A 19,212-nucleotide genomic window follows, 5' to 3' on the forward strand; every position below is an offset into this window, starting at 1 on the left:
TAAAAAGTAAAAAAATGTTAGAAATATTAGTTGCCATATTATTGGCTTTAGGATGTCCTGTGCCTCCAAATTTACCTCACGGTCCGGGAACAATAATTACCACTCAAGGCGATGAAGATACTGGTGGAGATGATGGACACCTTCCACCACCGCCGCCGCCGCATCCTATTCGCAATTAGTACGCAATGTACCCAGTAAGGCAAGGTAACACTTGCCTTACTTTATTTTCTAATGTTCCGTTTCTCTACTTAGTATTTATTATTTTCGGAACAAAGTTTCCCCTCTTGAAATTAATATTTATAATTATAAGCAGTATCCTACTGACGATGTCCTCCTGCCGGAAGGGAGGGACTCCGTTACCTGCTTCCGATTATAGAAATTATGATAAAGCTTACGCTTTTTTAAGTACCGATCAGGACTCTGCATTTTACTATTTTAATAGGGTCGTCACGGAATCTCCGGATAGCCAGCAGGTCGCGCTCGCTTACACGACCATGGCGATGTTGCAAACTGATGCCGGAGACTATTTTGGTTGCCAGGAAAGTCTTACCTCTTCTCTAAAGTTTTTGAATGCCCGGGATGCCGAGGGGCGGAATGATCTGGCAAACAATTACAATGAACTGGGGATGTCCTCTACCAAGCTCAGAAACTATACTGATGCTATCGATTATTACGATCAGGCGCTTTCCTCGAACAAAGACTCCACTTTTATTCCTACTATTTTAAATAACCAGGCCAATGCTTACCGGCACAAAAAAGAATATGGTCCGGCTCTGGAGCTTTACCAAAAGGCTATCAGGTCAAAGAGCACGACAGCTAAAGTTTATGCGCGGATACTTACCAATATGGCAACGACCAAATGGCTCAGTGATCATACTTATCCTGCAGCCCCTGAGTTGCGGCAAGCCCTGGCCATTCGGCAGCGTGAAAAAGATCTCTGGGGCCAAAACTCCAGCTATGCCCATTTGGCTGATTACTATATGAATTCAAGGCCGGACTCCGCGCTTAATTATGCAGATCGTATGTATGCTATAGCACAGCGCCTGCACAGTGCCGACGATCAGCTCGAAGCGCTACAAAAGTTGATCAAGCTTAGCCCGGGTCAATTAACGAAAGCATACTTTGCTCGCTACAATCAGCTAAATGATAGCTTACAGACTGTGCGGAATGCAGCAAAAAATCAATTTGCTTTGATCCGCTACAATACGGAAAAACACAAAGCGGACAAGCTCAGACTACAAAAAGAAAACTCCGAGAAGAACTATCAGATCACCAAACAATGGGCAGTCATATTCATTATCCTGACCATGGCGATCGCAGGGGGGATCATTTTTGCGCAACGATCCCGCAGAAAACAAGTGGAGACAGAAGCGAAAGCCAAACAAGAATTGCAGGATTACCAACTCAGCACTTCCAAAAAGATCCACGATGTAGTGGCGAACGGTCTCTACCAGGTGATGGCGGAGATCGAACATCAGCCAGAGCTGGACAAGGAAATACTGGCCACAAGAATCGATATCCTTTACAAACAATCCCGGGCTATCTCCTATAACCATTCATTAGAATTCAACTATCAAGATTTCGATCGTGAAATAACCGACATGCTGACATCGTTCAGTAATCCCCAAATTACGATCATCACCGCCGGGAATGAGGCCAGCACCTGGGATGCCATAGGTGTTTCCACGTTTAACGAGATCAAGAATATCTTGTTAGAGCTCCTTATCAATATGAAAAAACACAGCCATGCTGACCGGGTGGTCCTTAGATTCCAGCGTGACCATGTTCGCTTACATATCCGGTATCAGGATAACGGGATAGGGCTTCCCCAACCAACGAAATTTGGAAATGGGTTGAATAATACGGGAAACCGTATAAAGACGATGAATGGTTCCATTACTTTTGACAGTAACAATGGGGCGGGATTGGTTATTACGATGTCAATACCCATTGCCTAATACTTTTACCTTATGTTCAAAAGCGTTCTGATCGCTGAAGATCACCAGATGACCAGCATTTCCTTACGGAAAATCATTAAAGACTTTTCAGAAACCGATGCGGATTACGTATATGACTGCGATGAGGCTTACTCGCGCGTTCAGATCGGTCAGCGCAACGGAAAACCTTATGATCTGCTGGTCACAGACTTGTCCTTTGTTGATGAAGGACGTTCATCTGCCATCAAAGATGGCAAAGAACTCATACAAAAGGTTCGTGCACTACAACCCGGGACAAAGGTATTGATCTTTTCAGGAGAACATAAGCCGGAAATCATTCGGCCGCTATTTGATGAATTGCAGATCAACGGTTATGTGTGTAAAGGAAGGCAAGATTCAAAGGAACTTACTGATGCGCTCCGAAAGCTTTGTGAGGGACGCATTTATATGCCATCGCAACTGAGTGGTTCTCCAAGAAAAGGGCCGGTATATCAATTTACCGACTACGATCTAAGGCTCATTACTTTACTTTCTAAAGGTTTCCGACAGAAAGAGATACCTGCGCTTTTAGAAGAAATAAATATACGCCCTTCCAGTTTGAGTAGCGTAGAGAAGAAATTGAATACCATGAGGGAATCTTTGGGCTTCACTAACAATGAGCAATTGGTGGCTTGCTGTAAAGATGCAGGTCTTCTATAATTATCCTCGTACAGCATCAAAGCCCGCCTGAAGGCCGCAACTTTATAGAGTATGGCTGCTTTTAGGTATTGGTAAATAATAACAATTGCACGCGATTTCCACGCTCATCTCACCGCGATAATAAATTTAAAGGTTTACGGGTTCCCGTAAACCACACTGCGACAGCTGTTTTACCTTTGAATATTCAAACACAAGCTGTTATGCCAAAATATTACGTCAATACCAATTCGCAGCCGATCATAGGTGACCATGAAGTTCACAAGGAAGGCTGTTTTTATTTGCCTCTGGTGATCAGCAAGATTGATCTGGGATACCATGATACATGCAGTACGGCGGTGGCCGCTGCCAAAAAGCATTACCCCAGCGCAGACGGCTGCGCTTATTGCTCCCCGACCTGTCACAAGAGCTAGCGCAAATCCGAAATGAAACTTAGTAGATTATACATCAACCCGTTTTTAGTTAAATCATTGAGGTTGGCGATCTATATTTCATCACAGCTATTTTGTCCAGTCAGATAAATTATGAAAACACTGTTCCTGTTTTTGCTGGTCGGCTTGAAGCCTGTTGCCACGGATACTTCAAAGGTGTATGTGTGTGATAGTCAATATGCCAAGAAGTATCACCTGACCTCAACCTGCCGCGGATTAAGCAACTGCAACTACCGCATCAAAAAGGTCACCGTGAAGGATGCAAAAACCACCGGGAAAACTTTATGTAAATGGGAAGACTAGATCAGCCTAAGCGAAAAGAGTAAGGTCATCAACGGAATAAATAAGTATAACCTTAAAATACTAATACCTAACACCTGATCACGATGGAACTATTTGCTTCCTTCATAGCCGGCCTCAGTATGGACACTTTACTTGGCTGGCTACTATTTACAAGAGCGTCAATTTTTACGCATACGAAAATAATGGAGCCGGCAATTGACCGCCTGGCGTTTCCCCTAAGTGACTTTTTAGGCAGATTTTAATATAACGATGCACTCCCACTTATCAAATAGATAATATAACGTATTAAATCCTTTACCATAAACCAACCAATTACAACTCATGGATTTCAAAGATTCCATTCTCCAGTTCGCCGCACGTGTCGACAAGCTTTGTCCGCAAATACAAACGGAAGAAGCGACCAAGAACGCGCTGATCATGCCGTTCATACAGCTGTTGGGATACGACGTATTCAATCCTTTCGAGGTCAGCCCGGAATTCGTGGCCGACATTGGCATTAAAAAAGGAGAGAAAGTAGATTATGCCATCATCAGTGAAGGTAAGCCTATCCTCCTGATCGAGTGCAAACACTATACACAGGACCTGAATCCTCACAATTCTCAGTTGTTCCGTTATTTTCATACGACAGACGCCAAGTTCAGCCTGCTGACGAACGGCGTAGACTATCGGTTTTACACTGACCTGGTTACACCCAATAAAATGGATGATAAACCATTCTTTGAATTTAAGATCACGGATATCAAAGAAAATGAGATCGGGGAACTTAAAAAATTCCATAAGTCTTATTTCAACGTCGACAACATCACCAATACGGCCAGCGAACTGAAGTTCCTCAACCAGATCAAGCATCTGTTGCACCAGGACTTCTCGGAGCCTACAGACGATTTTGTCCGGTATTTTGCGAAAAAAGTCTATCCAAGTGCCATGACACAGAAAGTATTGGAACAGTTCAAGTCTATCACCAAGACGGCCTGTGCGGTATATGTGAGTGACATCATTAATGAGAAGCTAAAGACCGTACTACAAGTGGACGCGCTACCCGAAGCCATGCTGGAAAAGCCAACCCAGGCTGGAGTAGCATTACCGGAAACTGACGACAAGATCGTCACCACACCGGAAGAGATCATGGGGCATATGATGGTCAAATCCATTTTGGCCGAGGTGATAGATACCAAAAGGATAGTGATGCGGGATGCCCAGTCTTACTGCGCCATTCTGCTGGACGACAACAACCGCAAGCCGATCTGCCGCTTTTACTTCAACACCAAAAAGCTGAGCGTGGGCATTGCCGGAGCCGACAAGAATTTTACGCGTCATGATATAACAGATTTAGAGGGTTTGTTTGCCTTAAAAGAGCAATTGCATCTAGCTGTAAAAAATTACTTAGAGTAGCCTCAATAAATTGATGCATGGATCATGAACCGCATAGCGCCATAATCTTCAACGCAACTATATTGACAAACATCCATCGACAAAAGAGATCTAATGAAAAGACACAATACTACACCGAATTGTAATTGTCTGCCATTTCCATATAAGTATTATGCAATGTGGCTGATCGGACTTATCCTCTGTGTTTGGGGATGTAAAAGCACTCAGATTAATTCCGGTGATACGCAGATGGGTAGCTGCCTAAATGCTGTTTCGGCAAAAAAGGTTACGGGAAAGTACCGCATTGACCTGTACCTGGAAACGTCACAAAGCATGTTCGGCTTCATGCTACCTAAAAAGCAGACTCAGTTCCAATCAACGGTATGGGATATTGCATCACGTCTGAGTAATGAGAAAAGTTTGGACTTTCGGATTTTTCAAACCGCTACCAGGAACCAAGCTTCGCAACCAGTCAAACTGACGACTTTCCAGAAATTGCTAAATTCCGGATCATTTCAGGCTGGTAAACAAACGGACATTCCACAAATAATAGACAACATAACTCATAATTGGAATAAGAAAACGGTTTCAATTTTGATTTCAGACCTTATCTTCTCACCGGGGGATCAGTCACCGGCTTTGTTGACGCAGATTACAACTGATGTACGGAGCAGATTCTATAAAAAGCCCTGGGCGTCTGAAATTATCAAACTTTCTTCTGAATTTAACTTTCGCACAAGATCAGGTTTGCAACCTAACAGTCCATATTACATCTGGATTATAGGAGCTCCTGATCTAGTGAGCGAGGTTAGTAGGCGAATTAAGCTAGGTCTTTCTGCTTTTGAATCAGTCACTCATGGGATAACTGAAACCGCCCCTGTTTATTCAATTCTTCCATACATTTCACCCGTGGCCTCTGCAATGGCAACTAAGTGCGAGGTTGATCATAACTATTATAGTTACTCAGAATGGGACGGATCTGAAGACCCAATGATAATCCCGGTCGCTATTAATCTAAGTGCATTTCCTCCTGCATACCAACAGCCAGCCTACCTCAAAAAACACCTCAGAGTCGAGTGCCCGGGCGGGAAGGTCAGTCTTGTTGGTGTGTCACTTAAACCCGATGCCAAGAGTACGACTGATAGAAATTTGATTTTTTCAACCGGGGCTACACATTTGATCAAGCTTAAAGTTGAAAAACTAACACAGGATGATAATGTCCTTTCAATCAATATCCAAAAGCACTCGCAAGCCTGGATAAAGGAAATCAACGATAATGTAGATGACCCTTTACGAAAACGGACCACTGGTTTTTCGAAACTGGTGAATGGTCTAGACAATGCCTATGGAACGGAACCCTGGCTGTTGGTTCGTCCCTTAAAATTACTCATTACTAAAAATTCTTTATAGACTGCCTATGAAAACATTATACGATAGCTTTCTTCAATGGATCGCCGGTACAACCTGGGGACACTTTATAGCCGGGGCAAGTGAGGGACAGGAAGACGCCACGGTCGTCAGGAACATCTTCATCCAGGATTTGTACCTGTACGCTATGTGTTACCTGCTCTTTATTGCAGCAGGGGCACTATTCTATTACTATTTCATGCTGAACAAACGTGGCGGTAGCGGTTTTGGTTTTAAACTAAAATATTGGATCTACACGTTATTAACGGCCGCTCTATTGACGTTCACCTTGACCACGCTGACAAGTGTTGCCACGGTAAGCCGTTTCCACAGTCTTCATACGCTCAAATATTGTCTTGGACTAGGGATAATTAACGCTTTATACACAGCAGCTCTTTTTTTCGGCACTTCTCTAATTGTTAAAAAATTCTCCGTAGCAAACAGAACACCATTTTAAAAATTATGGCAAGATTATTTATTTTCGGCATAGGCGGTACCGGGTCACGGGTGCTTAAAGCGCTAACTCTTCTGTTAGCTACCGGTGTCGACAGCAATGGCTTTGAAATCGTCCCCATTTTTATCGATCCACATAAAGACCTGCCGGAATTTAAAGATTGTCGGGAACTTATCAGTCTTTACGCAGACATCCGTCAACAGGCATATCCTAACTTCAGGCCGGCCGATCGTGCATTCTTCAAAACGCCGATACTTTCCTTAAATGATATTGTGAAAGACGGCTTTACGAAAGGCTTCGATTTCGATGAACGTATTGACCATACCTTCGGACATTTCTTAGGCATTGATCTTTTAGAAAGAGGAGATATCAATAGGGATCTGATGGAGTTGTTGTATAGCGAGAGAAACCTTGACACACCGTTGTCGGTCGGTTTTAAGGGTAATCCTAATATCGGCTCCGTAGTACTGAACAAATTTGACGAAGCTTCCTGGTATACGACATTCGAAAAAATCTTCTCGGATGGTGATCAGATCTTTATTGTAAGCTCAATCTTCGGTGGTACCGGAGCTGCTGGATTTCCTTTGCTCGTCAAAAACCTTCGCGAGAGTGATAACAAATATATCAAGAACGCGCCGATCGGTGCCTTGCCGGTCATGCCTTATTTTAAATTGACCGACCCTGAAGATGATGCTGAGCATCGTGATATCGATTCGAACAGCTTTTTTACGAAGACCAAATCTGCGCTGTCCTATTATGAGAAACATCTCACCGGCGTAAACGCATTATACTACCTCGCTGATCTGCACGAACAGTCAAGGCCTTATAAAAATGATGAAAAGCTTCAAGAAAACAAAGCGCATCTTATTGAACTCATTGGGGCTTCGGCAATTTTAGACTTTTGCCATCAAGTTGACAAAACCCCACACCAAACTCAATATTTTCATTATACGCCAGGTGAAAACAGCTCGCCCATACATTTTTTTAATATAGGAAATAAGCTCCGTGATCAAATTTATCTGGAAATGGTCAACTTCTACATTTTCGGTAGCGTACACCAAAGCTTTAAGGATCATACCGACGCCACATTTATTAAGAATGGAGGATTCGATACGCAGTTTTTCCGATCAGATGCCGTAGTTGCATTGGAGAAGTTTATCAATGGGTTCTTTCAAAAGTGGATGACGGAACTCAATGAAAATGACCGTCGGTTCTCGCCGCTTAATCTTGATATTCCCGACGACCGCTTTCATAAACTCATTGTAGGTAATACCATCGACGAGAAGATAAATTTCTTTACGAAAAATAAGCTGGACAGTTCCAATTATATCAACAGCATGGAAACCTCTCGCAGTACTGTATCGGACATCGCGGAAAAATCCAAATTCAGCCGATACCTCGTACTGTCGCAGCAAGCCATAGAAAAAGTAAATAAAGATAAATTCAAAATTCAAGCCAACTGATGAAGCCCTTTAATATATTCGATGCTACAGGCGAGTTCGCCTCAGGTTGGTCCCCAACGGAAAAGTTGAGTGAGGCTGCGATTACCGGTATCCTGGATAAAGCTGCTAAATCGGCTAATTCCCTGAACTCCATACCTTCCCCTTTCTCGCGCCTACATATTTTTGAAACCGCCTTCAATTTTGTGTGCAAGGACATTGTGGAGAAGAAAGACCGCTCCTCTCATGCTTATAAAGAATTGGTGTCAGATTGTTTAGACGCTTTGGAGCTGGTATTTAACTGGCAATATCACGAATCACAAAGAGCTGCATTAACTATCGAACAATGGCGTGCGGATGACCTTCAGCGGCTGCAGCTCAACAGTGAAGGTCGGAAGGCATTTGCCAAAACGCTTAAACTATTTCTGAATCAGGATTTTTCACCTGACTTTAACGGATTTTCGATCATTAAATACAATGGAATGGTTATCGGTGCGTCCTCCCCGATGTCCTTGATGTTCACCAGTTCTAATCTCGACAAAATAAAAGGGGAATTTGTCAGTGAGCGTTATCAAAATGGTTTTGACCTCATTAATCCAAGTACCAACATCGGATATTTCAAAAGGATCAGGCCTTTCAAGGCAAGAAATGACGCTTTTAAAAAGTACCTGTTAGACTTCTTTTCTGAGAATCCTTCTTTGAGGGAAAGTGCAAGATATATGTGGGCGTACCTGAAAGCTGAAGGAATAGAAGATATGCATACCCACCGACGTTCGCAGGTAAAACCGGTATCTTCGAAAGGCGGAACACCTTTCCAGATAAACAACAAGCTTTTCCAAGCCAACAACGATCCTGGGGCCGCTGATATTTTCAATGATCATATTGTGAAGGTCAATTATCGCATTGACGATACGCGGTTTTATACAGCCAAATACAAGTCAGATGATGCTGAACGGGATTTCGATTTCCTGTTGCCTATAGCGGAGAGTTTCCTGAACCAGGATAACTTTCGAAAGATAGCGGATTTGATCACTTACGAACTGATCGGTCCTGATAGTGTAAAGGTGGTCTACGAAGGTGGCCTGGCAACGCCCAGTAAATCAAAGGTTTACACGGCGTCCAGAAGTGATAAACGCGACGGAAAAATCGTTGAAATTCAAACGGATTACCGTCTGAATTTCACGGTAGGAATATTCCCTTTTGTCCGCCTCAAAGATGCTAATGGCCAGATTGATGGCACAGTAAATAACTACCACAAAGTGTTATTCGGTATTGACGGAGGCTCAGCAGACATTGGTACGCTTCGCACGGCCGCCTTTTCTATGGATTTTTATAAAATAGCTAATGGCGAACTCGAAAAAATTAATGCCGAGGCTGACCTGTACAACGCCAAACGGGCAGAACGGCGTCGCTTCGAATCCCCGGATGCTATAGCTACGATTTACTATGAGCTGAACAACACCAGCTTTGATATTATCAAATTAAATTTCCCTTCGGGTTTTGACCTGGGCCAGGTAAACGGTTTGATTATACCTAAATGGGTTGAAAAGGCACCTGGCCGGAAGGCGTTTGCCTATTCCGTTGACTTTGGTACGACCAATACTTTCATTGCCTATACGGATGATACCCAAAAGCAATCCACACCGGTTCCTTTTGATATAAGTGAATCAGATTCGCAAATGGTGATGTTGCAAAAACCGCAGAAACAGGTTGGCGGTCAGACCGTGTTATCCACCTTTAGAAATTCCAACCTGTTTGCGCTGAATGACAGTGTGATCAACCAGGAGTTCGTACCACCGGTGCTACTCAAAGAAAAGAACAGTGTATTCGGCATGCCCTTCCGTACAGCTGTACTCCAAAAAAAGGACATTAATCGATTTGAATTATTCAGCGACCTTAACATCCACTTTGCTTATCAGAAAGCCGTTCTGGATACCAATGCGGCCATGACCCAGGAAATTATCTCAAATATCAAGTGGGATATTACCAATTCTAAGGATAAAGGGTCAAAGGCGCGCGTTGATTCCTTCATCAAAGAACTTTGTTACCTGATTCGTTATAAAACGATTTTGAACGATGGTGAATTGGCCGCAACGCAATTAAGCTGGTTCATACCGCAAAGCATGTCTAATGCAGCCCGGGACGCTTATAAAGAAATTTGGAACCGCCACTCAAAAAATATTTTGGGAAGCAGCCAACCGACAAATATGGTATTTGAGTCGGAAGCTCCATACTATTATCTCCGTAAACGTGCGGGTGTTAAAGACCCTTCTTCAGTGTTGTCTTTGGACATTGGCGGTGGATCAACGGACGCCATGTTATTCATTAACGATCTACCCAGGATCGGTACCTCTTTTAACTTTGCGGGCAATGTGCTATGGTCAAACGGGCACAATCAACTAACGAAAGATGCGAAGGAAAATGGCATCTATTTAGGGATATTGGATGCGATGCAAAATAACGTAGCGCAAGCCAACGATAAGGTAATTGCTGATAATAGCCGGTATTTTTCCAAAATGTCTTCTGAGGAGATCCTGAACTTCTGGATCGCGAACGATGACAAACTTCATGTGGTCGAGGAATTGAAGAACCCTGCCTATAAAATATTATACCTGATCCACTATTGTGCGTTGATCTATCATACCGCGCAATGGTTAAAACAAAAAAATCATCCTTCACCGAGCTGTATCATCTTTAGCGGCAATGGAAGTAAGTTTATAGACCTGATCGGCGACGAGGAGTTGTTAGCAACGGTTGCGGGATTTGTCATCAATAAAGTCTACCAAAACAGCTCAAAAAAGCTGCAAGTGATCCTGCCTTTGGAAAACCGCAAAGAGGCCACCTGTTTCGGAGGGATATTTAAAGACCAGCATATCAGTTTCACACCGGAAACATACATTGGCACCGAACTGGATTTTCAAGGAATTGAGTCGGTCAAAAAATACCGTGATATCCAGGAACGTTTACCTGAGATCAAGGAAAGTGTCAATCGGAACATTCTTAATTTGTTCGCAGTCATCCAGGAACTGAATACCATTATCCCTTTTAAATCCCATCTTAACATAGATGTTAACCTGCCTGCGCTTTTGCAGTTCGTAACTTCACGCTCCGCAAGTAATTTTGATTTGGGCTACGGTATCCGGAAGGAAAAAATTGAATACGATGAAGAGGTATCGGACAGCTTATTCTTTTATCCGCTGATTGGCCTCCTGTTTGAAATCAGTCGTCTCGGTAAAAAGCAACTGGATGAACACACCCCTAAAATCGTCAAGTTTGCCAATGCTGCTGCCGGCGACAATTTATTTTCAGTAAAATCACTCACAGAACAACCGAGTATCAACAGTAATTTTAAAATTTCTATTTCTACCAGTCAGCCAGACTCCGCGAGTTTTGAAATCATAGAAGACCCTAAAATACATCTGCGTGCCTACAACTCCTTCGATTCATTGCTAAAAGCGGTTTGTTTTTGTGAAAAATTTCCCGACGATCCTACTCACATTCAGATGAAGACCGTAACACCCGGACAACTCAGGAGGGACGGAGACCAATGGGTGGTAACTGAACGACTTAAAATAGCTTTTGATTGATATGGGTTGGAATACTTTAGAAATCATGATCCTGCTGGTGATCGTTTACTGGCAGTTCAAAACGTTCGCTTCAACCCGGCAGGACATCTGGAAACTTGGCAACTTGTATCCTGGCAGCCTGCGAAAAGACGATCATCTGATCCTGCTGGATTACCAGGGTTCCACGGTAGAGCAGTTGACGGCTGATGACCATTCCTCTGCTGATTTCCAGCAGATCGTGGCAGCAACAAACGCCTACCTCCGTAACAACAAAGGTTCGGCGGATTTCAACATTATCAAAAGCATATCTGAACGAATTTCGGAATCTCACGAAACTCAAATTGCATCTTCGATTACCACTCCGTTGTATCTGGGACTGATGGGGACGTTCATCGGAGTGATCATGGGACTAGGCCACATCATCACGAAGGGTAGCGATCAGCTGGCACAAAGCGCCGTACTGGGGCAAGCTATCAATGGATTATTACTGGGGGTAGGTATTGCAATGATAGCCAGTTTTGTGGGTCTGGCGCTTACAACTTACAGTAATGTGGTTGATTTCAAAGCCGCTGTTTTAGTGCGTAACCGGAATAAGAATAACTACTATAATTTCCTTCAGAGCGAACTTCTGCCGAACCTGGATAATAATCTGTATTCGGCGTTAAGCATGTTAAAGAGCAACATCGTAGACTTCAATCAAAAATTTGCGGGCAACTTAAAGGCATTTGATCAAAACTTTGGAAGTAACGTTCAAAACCTCCAGACGGCATTATCGAGCATGTCAGAGCAGATCAAGGATATCAACAGCAACACCCATTCACAGATAGAGTTCCTGCAGGAACTGAGGCAAATGGACTACCAGGGCATCGCCAAAGCTAATATCAAAGTATTGGACAAGTTAAAGGATACCGGACCGATGTTATCCGAATTCATTAGGGAGCACCAGGCATTGAACACCCAGATTAAAGATTCGAACCTGTTTATGGAAAAGCTGGGTGCACTGATGAACCGCGTATCGGCCTTCGAAGATAATATCAACGGCTTGGGTAGGGAGATACAGCACTCTGAAATGTTGGGCAGCGAAACGATCAACTTGGTGCGACAGCAGTTGGCGGCCATCAACAGTAAGGAAGCCCTAATCAATGAGTATGCGTCCAAGTCTTACGGAGAGGTTCAGCAATACCTGAAAGGTGCTGCCGAGCGAATAGCAGAGCTTAAACGGAAGATCGAGATCGATTTCGAGCAGGCATTTGATTTTAATGCAGAAGGAAACCTCATGCAAAATCTCACTTATCTAAAACCGATCAATGAAGGCATCACTAAACTACACAAAGAGGTCAATTCATTAGCACAGATTAAACAGCCTCTTCAAAACGGCCATGATAACACGCCTATGGAGACGCCTCGTTCCGCACTGACTCATCCAAAATCGAATTGGATCCAGGTAGAGCAAGCTGTGTCCGGCAGCAACCACACTGAAGATGAAGCTTTAACCAAAAATACTGTTCAACCGGATGCCCATCAGAGGCCGGTGAACGGCAAACGTAGTCTTTGGCAGAGGTGGTTCGGAAAAAGGGAGACAGTTTGATGGAAAATAGTAACCGCAGCCATTTCTGGCCCAGCTATGTCGACCTCATGACAAGTTTGTTCGTCATTATGCTGGTGCTCTTTGTACTCAGTTACCTGAACTTTAACCGGATCGAGACAGAATTAAGAGCGAATGCAGAGCAGATGGCCCGCATCCGGCAGATCGACAGCGCGCTAAAGAAACTGGACCGGCGCTATTTCCGGCTGGACCCGGTCAACAACCGTTACCAGTTGATGATAGACGTAAACTTTGCCCCAAATAGCGCAGACATTGCAACCCTGCGACCTGATCAACTTCGGCAATTACGCGAAGCCGGACAGGCACTTTTCGGTAAAATGCGGCAATTGGCAAAAGACCCAAATATCAATTATATCCTGGTGGTTGAAGGGCATGCGGAGATTGTCTTATGGCACGGTATACCGAATTCTAAATTGGATCCCAACAGAGGTTATCAGCTTAGTTATTCGCGGGCTTTGGCGCTAAAGAATTTCTGGCAACAGAACGGTTATGGCTTCAACGGGCTGCATAACTGTGAGATATTGATCGTCGGCAGTGGCTACTTTGGCAAGTCACGTGACAAGGTCGAACACAATAACCGGAGGTTTACCATACAAATCGCACCGAAGTTTAAAATATAATTTGTCGACTTAGGGATGCTAATTACTCAAAAATGCTTTGCTTACGAATAGGAATGTTAAGAAGATAGGCTGTACTGCAATTAATAAGCTGAACACTTTAATCACTTATAATTAATATAACATAATCTTATCTAAATTTTATGAGCTGGTCTTATCGCAAATCATTTGGTGCCGGGCCTTTTCGAATTAATTTCTCGAAAAGTGGCATTAGTTATTCGGTTGGCGTACAAGGAGCGCGCGTTAACTTTGGCCATAAAGGTACCTACGTAAATCTCAATAGTCATGGTATAAGCTATCGACGGAAAATATCTTCCCAGCATAGTTCAGGCTATGTGCCGTCTACAGAATTGATGCTAGACTCTTCAAATGATGTGCACCACATTTCCTCCGCAGCTATTGAACAGTTGACCGATACAGATTCCGGAAACTTTATCGCTGAGTTGGAGCAGAAAGCTAAACTGATTTCATATGCTCGCTGGTTTGGCTACTTTCCAATGTTCATATTACTTGTGGGACTACTTTTCACCTCATTCAGTACCCAAAGTGTGACCACTCAGCCCAGAACAGACAGTACATTTGTAAGGATTACTTCTCCTGTTGGCGTTTATATTCGTAAAGCACCTACTGCAAAATCCACTGTCTTGAGATCCGCCACAAGTGATGAGCGCTTTCAGCTTGCTGACTCAGCCAAACATAAATGGTTGAAGGTGATCGTCAATGGCTCCACAGGTTACATTGGCAGTCGCTTTGCTGAAGTTGAACACGTGCATTATGATGAGGTAATCAAGACCCATACAACATTCTCTGACCTATATATTGGTTATGAGTTAGTTGGAATTACTGTCATTTTCACTATTCTAATCATTTGGCTAAAGAAAAAGGACAGAGAGCGGTTTGAAACGGAGCTTCACTACGACATGGACGAAAAATTCAAAAATCTTTACAACCAATTTAGTAGCCACTTTGCTACATTATCTAATTCCGCCAGAATCTGGCAGTATCTAAACAAGCAACATACATCTGATTTAAAAAGGAATGCTGGCGCTAGTCAGCTAATCAAAAGAACGCTTATTCGGGGTATTTCTAGCAACCGAGCTCCGCTACCTTACTTTGTGACTAATGTAGCCATTCCCTCCATTAAACTAAATAACCTGGAATTATATTTTTTACCAGAACGGTTGCTGGTGAAACGAGGAAATATATTTGCAGCTGTCTTTTATAAGAACATAAAGATTGAGGGCTATTCCTCGCGCTTTATTGAAGATGAAAGTGTTCCACGGGATGCGCAAATTGTAGATCATACTTGGCGCTATGTCAATAAGCGAGGAGGGCCAGACCGGCGCTTCAATAACAACCGGCAAATTCCTATCTGTGCTTATTCGCAGTATGAAATTACTTCTAATACAGGTATTTACGAGGTGCTGACAACATCTAAACAAGGTGCAATGGATGCATTTGCAGGCTTTCTAATGCAAATAGGAAACTTGCAAAGTAAAATGATCATTAGCTGATCAGATTGATACCCATTCAAAGATTATGGATTCATTGTAATTAAGAGGAACTAAAGATCAAAAGTGATCATCAAGTGCGCCTTAGTAGATAATAATTTGCAAATACGGGTTCCCGTAAATCGCCGTCTATTAAACCGATAACTTTGGATAATATATAAAAATTATTCAAATGTCAACAGAAAAACTTTTAAACGAAGACTGGTCAGAATACGATGACCGTAAAAAAAAGCGGGAAGATGCTCGTTATTTTTCATGTGAGGAATCATGGGAATCAGATTATTTGATTAATAAGATCCACAGAAATCATCCTGACGTATCAAAAGAGGATGTCCGTAGTGCGATAAAGCAATGCTGCAACTCAGTTGCCGCACCCCGGCCAAGAAAAACATTCGTTGCTTGTGTGATGAAACGCTTAGGATTGGACGATGACCATTCTGGTGGCGGCACACCTCCGCCTAACCCTGGTCCCGGTCCTAAAAATCCGCCTGTACCTCCTGATACTCGTAACGTAGGTTAATTATCGACTCGAAGTGGAAACATGGTATAACAAGTACCCAGAAAGGTGGGCACAAGAGCAACAGGCTCTTCAAGAAGCACATATTAACTTTCAAATAAATACAGCACTTGAAGCTAAGGGTATTTTACAGTTGAAACTCGCCATAAGCGAGCAAAGCAAGATAACCGTTCCTTTAAAATTTTTACCGCTTTCATTAGCTGTTAACTTTCCGACTAATTACCCCTATTTCAGACCGGAAGTTTATGCGCCAGAGCTCAATCTTCCGAGACACCAGCATGTTCTACACAAAAATTTATGTCTCTTGAACAGGGCAACCAATAATTGGTTGCCCGAGACAACACTTGCTGACTTTCTGATCGATCAGATTCCCAAAGTACTTGCTGAAGGCGAAATTACAGATCCTCACATCTTGGAATCAATTCAGGGCGAGCAAGCAGAACCTGTCTCTGAATACTATCGCAGCGTTTTAAACGCATCTGTTACCTTTAATCCTGAACCATTTGATTCTATGCCATTTGGACAAATGACAGTAGAGTTATTGGGAACAATGCGAGTAGGTATACCACCAACGGGATCTGTACCAACCCGAATGACTGTCCTGGAAAGTTTTGATATTGACCAGCAATTACTGGACCGGTTGCCAGAAGGAGTAGCTGAATCGTTTCCTCCACGTTTAACCGGTGGCGTTTATAGATTAAATGAACGACCACCCAATGTAGAGGTTATGAAAGATTTTAAATGGTTTTTGGGTTTGCTTGACAATCAAAATGAAAAGCTTCTTAAGCCCAAAAATCCAGTAGTTCTTAAAGATGGTTATAAGATAGAGAATGTTATAGCATTGACCTTTCCAGAAGAACATTTGCCGGGGAAACAAGCGTCGGGGTGGCTTTTTGTCATAATATACATTATGCCAGTTAGGAAGATAATCAATAAGAAAATCGTATCTGTTAATGAGAAGTATTATTATTATGCAAAGGCGAACAGGATCAATAATGCTGAACTAAGTTTCAGAATATCTTCCTTAAAGCCCTTGGTGAACAAAAAGGTAACGGTGTTTGGCTTGGGTGCATTAGGTGGACCATCTGTTCTGGAATTTGCCAGAAACGGTGTAAAAGAATTAAAAATTGTTGATAATGATATAGTCAATGCAGGTACTACGGTCAGATGGCCATTAGGTGTTGCTTATGCAGGAATGTACAAAGCAGATGCACTTAAAGAACATATTTATAGTAATTACCCGTTCACAGAGGTTCGTCCTTATGTTTATAAGGTTGGAGGTGAAGATACACCAGATCAGCAAAAATTACAGGAAATCTTAGCGGATACTTCGCTGATTTACGATGCAACTGCGGAAATTGGTGTGAATCATTTTTTATCGCTCGAAGCACAACAGCGAAAAATCCCATATGTCTGTGTTTATGGCACTCCAGGTGTTTGGGGTGGCGTATGTTTACGTATTGTACCCGGCATTACTGAAGGTTGCTGGATGTGTTTTCAGTATTCGCTAGTTGATGGTACAATTCCAGTACCACCATTAAACCGTGATGGAGACATACAAGCTGCAGGCTGCGGCGATATTTCCTTTATGGGAGCCAGTTTCGAGTTAGCGAACATTGTTAATTCCGGTGTACGCCAGGTTGTAGGCATCTTATGCAGTGGTGAAGGCGGCGGCTACCACGATTTAAACGCAGATGTTGGAATTTTGTCACTAGTAGATGACTTTGGAAATCCTAAATTCCCTTCTTGGCTATCATACCAACTAAAGAAGCACCCTCAATGTCCATATTGTAATACAAAAACAAAGTGAGATACAAAATTTGGATTAAAAGGACGGTTATAGATTTTGTCTATGAAAACGGTAACCGATGGCTGCCAAAGGAAACCGGGGGTGTAATCTTAGGCTATCGAGCTAATAGCTTGTCAATGGTAATTACCGACGTTATAGGTCCTGGTTCAAAGGCAGTTCACGGACATTATAATTTCCATCCTGATCAGGTTTTCCACAAAAAAGAAATTGCTCGTAAATATGAGGAGTCAGGTCAAAGAATAACTTATCTTGGTGATTGGCATACTCATCCTAATTCTTACCCATATTTAAGCAACCAAGATAAAGCTACTGTAAGAAAGATTGCGGCTTACAAGGAGGCTCGATTACCGAATCCAATCATGTTGATCGCCGCACCACCTAAAAAAGAGTTTAAAGCTTGGGTATACGGAGTGTGTAGACCAAACAAAAGTGCAATATATTATAAGGCAGAAGTAATTTTCTATTAAACGGGTTATTATAGGCAACTAATTAATATGCCTGATTTTATTCAAAGGACGCTACTCAATGGTTTATCAAAGAAAATATGGATTTTGCTCACCAGGCGACACTACCGGGGCAACTCGACGTTTTCAAAGATAAATTGGAATCAAAATCCAGCCAAAATCGGTAACTTTAATATTATTATTTATTTATGGAATTTGCTTACGACGTCCGCTTTCTTGATACGCATTATGATGCGCTGGTGCATTTCATGTCGACTTTCATCGTATCAAATTACGATGATGCCAAAAAATTTGTTGAGGAATTCAACGCAGCATTGGTCAGAAGAGGTGCGACCCTTTACATCTCCCCTTACTATCGTATTGATACCGATGAAGAGCTGAAGAAAAAAACTTATGCAATGCTCGATTTTATGAAAGGAAGGACCAATGCCACGATCACGGTCGAACAATTCTTCATGCAAACTCCCGATCAAGATCGCTCATTAAGTGAAAATATGACCGACAAATTTTTAGCCGGAGAAGAATCAAGCGCGTTAATCGGAGATAAATTCAGGGTTCCTGTGCGAGTTCTTGATAACGAAACCAGAGAGCCGATCACGGCAGACCAATATTTCTTTTCAATAGAACATTTGATCCCAAGAAATAAATAGTTTGATCAAACGGATGCAGTTTTTATTGAATGGAGTCAATGGCGCAAGATCAGCAAGCCCTTTTACTGATTACAATTTCTTTACGCTGATAATTATAAAATGAATTTATTAATTCGTTTTTTTGTTTCGTTTATCGGCTAGTGAAGATTGTACGGTTGAGCCTATTATTAAGTTCAATGATGATAGGGAAAACCTAAATGTCGGGGATAAAGTCAAAAAACAAATCATTACACGAACAAGCCGGGAAAATCAATCGGCGACTTACGCTGAGGATTATTATTATGGTAAAGTCATTTTGATGGATGATGGTTACGCTGTGGTTAAGTATAAACATTTAAGAAATTTGGAACGCGAAATGCTAAAAGATCTTTTAAGGATTTCTGAGCTTGAATGGAAAAAAGTTCGAACTTAGATTAGCATCCAAAAGATATGT

17 protein-coding genes are annotated in these 19,212 nt (G+C 42.5%); all 17 read left to right on the plus strand.

The genetic code is table 11. From position 1 onward, the window contains the following. Positions 1-14 precede the first annotated feature (14 nt). The 17 genes from GO816_RS05175 to GO816_RS05255 all read left to right on the plus strand — a co-directional run bounded on the left by GO816_RS05175 (position 15) and on the right by GO816_RS05255 (position 19,191). Positions 15-179, plus strand: coding sequence for a hypothetical protein (locus GO816_RS05175; RefSeq protein ID WP_157540296.1), 165 nt, complete (start codon positions 15-17; stop codon positions 177-179). Between the two features lie 105 nt (positions 180-284). Next, entirely contained in the window at positions 285-1,958 is a 1,674-nt protein-coding gene (locus GO816_RS05180) for a tetratricopeptide repeat-containing sensor histidine kinase (RefSeq protein WP_198171420.1), read from the plus strand. A gap of 12 nt (positions 1,959-1,970) precedes the next feature. Beyond that, entirely contained in the window at positions 1,971-2,636 is a 666-nt protein-coding gene (locus GO816_RS05185) for a response regulator (RefSeq protein ID WP_157540298.1), read from the plus strand. Positions 2,637-3,157: 521 nt separating this feature from the next. Continuing rightward, on the plus strand, positions 3,158-3,367 hold the full coding sequence (locus tag GO816_RS05190; protein WP_157540299.1) for a hypothetical protein: 210 nt from the start codon (positions 3,158-3,160) through the stop codon (positions 3,365-3,367). A 321-nt stretch (positions 3,368-3,688) separates the two neighbouring features. Then, entirely contained in the window at positions 3,689-4,759 is a 1,071-nt protein-coding gene (locus tag GO816_RS05195; RefSeq protein WP_157540300.1) for a type I restriction endonuclease, read from the plus strand. Positions 4,760-4,852: 93 nt separating this feature from the next. Continuing rightward, on the plus strand, positions 4,853-6,148 hold the full coding sequence (locus tag GO816_RS05200) for a hypothetical protein (RefSeq protein WP_157540301.1): 1,296 nt from the start codon (positions 4,853-4,855) through the stop codon (positions 6,146-6,148). Positions 6,149-6,155: 7 nt separating this feature from the next. Continuing rightward, entirely contained in the window at positions 6,156-6,602 is a 447-nt protein-coding gene (locus GO816_RS05205) for a hypothetical protein (RefSeq protein ID WP_157540302.1), read from the plus strand. A 5-nt stretch (positions 6,603-6,607) separates the two neighbouring features. Beyond that, a complete protein-coding gene (locus tag GO816_RS05210) occupies positions 6,608-8,062 on the plus strand; it encodes a hypothetical protein (RefSeq protein WP_157540303.1) in 1,455 nt (484 codons plus the stop codon). Further along, positions 8,062-11,625, plus strand: coding sequence for a hypothetical protein (locus tag GO816_RS05215; protein ID WP_157540304.1), 3,564 nt, complete (start codon positions 8,062-8,064; stop codon positions 11,623-11,625). The genes GO816_RS05210 and GO816_RS05215 overlap by 1 nt, the downstream gene beginning before the upstream one ends. A 1-nt stretch (position 11,626) precedes the next feature. Next, positions 11,627-13,192: a hypothetical protein gene (locus GO816_RS05220; protein ID WP_157540305.1), complete on the plus strand. Its 1,566-nt coding sequence runs from the start codon at positions 11,627-11,629 to the stop codon at positions 13,190-13,192. Next, complete coding sequence (locus GO816_RS05225) at positions 13,192-13,830, plus strand: OmpA family protein (RefSeq protein WP_157540306.1); 639 nt, start codon at positions 13,192-13,194, stop codon at positions 13,828-13,830. Before GO816_RS05220 ends, GO816_RS05225 begins: the two co-directional genes overlap by 1 nt. Before the next feature lie 140 nt (positions 13,831-13,970). After that, complete coding sequence (locus GO816_RS05230; protein WP_157540307.1) at positions 13,971-15,341, plus strand: DUF4236 domain-containing protein; 1,371 nt, start codon at positions 13,971-13,973, stop codon at positions 15,339-15,341. Between the two features lie 169 nt (positions 15,342-15,510). Next, on the plus strand, positions 15,511-15,858 hold the full coding sequence (locus GO816_RS05235; protein ID WP_157540308.1) for a hypothetical protein: 348 nt from the start codon (positions 15,511-15,513) through the stop codon (positions 15,856-15,858). Positions 15,859-15,871: 13 nt separating this feature from the next. After that, complete coding sequence (locus GO816_RS18945) at positions 15,872-17,665, plus strand: ThiF family adenylyltransferase (protein WP_157540309.1); 1,794 nt, start codon at positions 15,872-15,874, stop codon at positions 17,663-17,665. Beyond that, on the plus strand, positions 17,662-18,132 hold the full coding sequence (locus GO816_RS05245) for a Mov34/MPN/PAD-1 family protein (protein ID WP_157540310.1): 471 nt from the start codon (positions 17,662-17,664) through the stop codon (positions 18,130-18,132). The genes GO816_RS18945 and GO816_RS05245 overlap by 4 nt, the downstream gene beginning before the upstream one ends. 185 nt (positions 18,133-18,317) lie before the next feature. Beyond that, the gene (locus GO816_RS05250; protein WP_157540311.1) at positions 18,318-18,779 is read left to right on the plus strand and encodes a hypothetical protein; all 462 of its coding nucleotides are present in this window, start codon (positions 18,318-18,320) and stop codon (positions 18,777-18,779) included. A 121-nt stretch (positions 18,780-18,900) separates the two neighbouring features. After that, positions 18,901-19,191, plus strand: a complete 291-nt coding sequence (locus GO816_RS05255) for a hypothetical protein (RefSeq protein WP_157540312.1) — start codon at positions 18,901-18,903, stop codon at positions 19,189-19,191. Positions 19,192-19,212: the final 21 nt, after the last annotated feature.

Source organism: Mucilaginibacter aquatilis (assembly GCF_009755275.1).
GTDB lineage: Bacteria > Bacteroidota > Bacteroidia > Sphingobacteriales > Sphingobacteriaceae > Mucilaginibacter > Mucilaginibacter aquatilis.

Bases quoted from the DNA above. Each gene is read 5' to 3' on its own strand.
- GO816_RS05235 (WP_157540308.1), top strand. From the start codon at position 15,511: ATGTCAACAGAAAAACTTTTAAACGAAGACTGGTCAGAATACGATGAC.
- GO816_RS05225 (WP_157540306.1), top strand. From the start codon at position 13,192: ATGGAAAATAGTAACCGCAGCCATTTCTGGCCCAGCTATGTCGACCTC.
- GO816_RS05185 (WP_157540298.1), top strand. From the start codon at position 1,971: ATGTTCAAAAGCGTTCTGATCGCTGAAGATCACCAGATGACCAGCATT.
- GO816_RS05200 (WP_157540301.1), top strand. From the start codon at position 4,853: ATGAAAAGACACAATACTACACCGAATTGTAATTGTCTGCCATTTCCA.
- GO816_RS05175 (WP_157540296.1), top strand. From the start codon at position 15: ATGTTAGAAATATTAGTTGCCATATTATTGGCTTTAGGATGTCCTGTG.
- GO816_RS05250 (WP_157540311.1), top strand. From the start codon at position 18,318: ATGGAATTTGCTTACGACGTCCGCTTTCTTGATACGCATTATGATGCG.
- GO816_RS05230 (WP_157540307.1), top strand. From the start codon at position 13,971: ATGAGCTGGTCTTATCGCAAATCATTTGGTGCCGGGCCTTTTCGAATT.
- GO816_RS05190 (WP_157540299.1), top strand. From the start codon at position 3,158: ATGAAAACACTGTTCCTGTTTTTGCTGGTCGGCTTGAAGCCTGTTGCC.
- GO816_RS05195 (WP_157540300.1), top strand. From the start codon at position 3,689: ATGGATTTCAAAGATTCCATTCTCCAGTTCGCCGCACGTGTCGACAAG.
- GO816_RS05215 (WP_157540304.1), top strand. From the start codon at position 8,062: ATGAAGCCCTTTAATATATTCGATGCTACAGGCGAGTTCGCCTCAGGT.
- GO816_RS05205 (WP_157540302.1), top strand. From the start codon at position 6,156: ATGAAAACATTATACGATAGCTTTCTTCAATGGATCGCCGGTACAACC.
- GO816_RS05220 (WP_157540305.1), top strand. From the start codon at position 11,627: ATGGGTTGGAATACTTTAGAAATCATGATCCTGCTGGTGATCGTTTAC.
- GO816_RS05210 (WP_157540303.1), top strand. From the start codon at position 6,608: ATGGCAAGATTATTTATTTTCGGCATAGGCGGTACCGGGTCACGGGTG.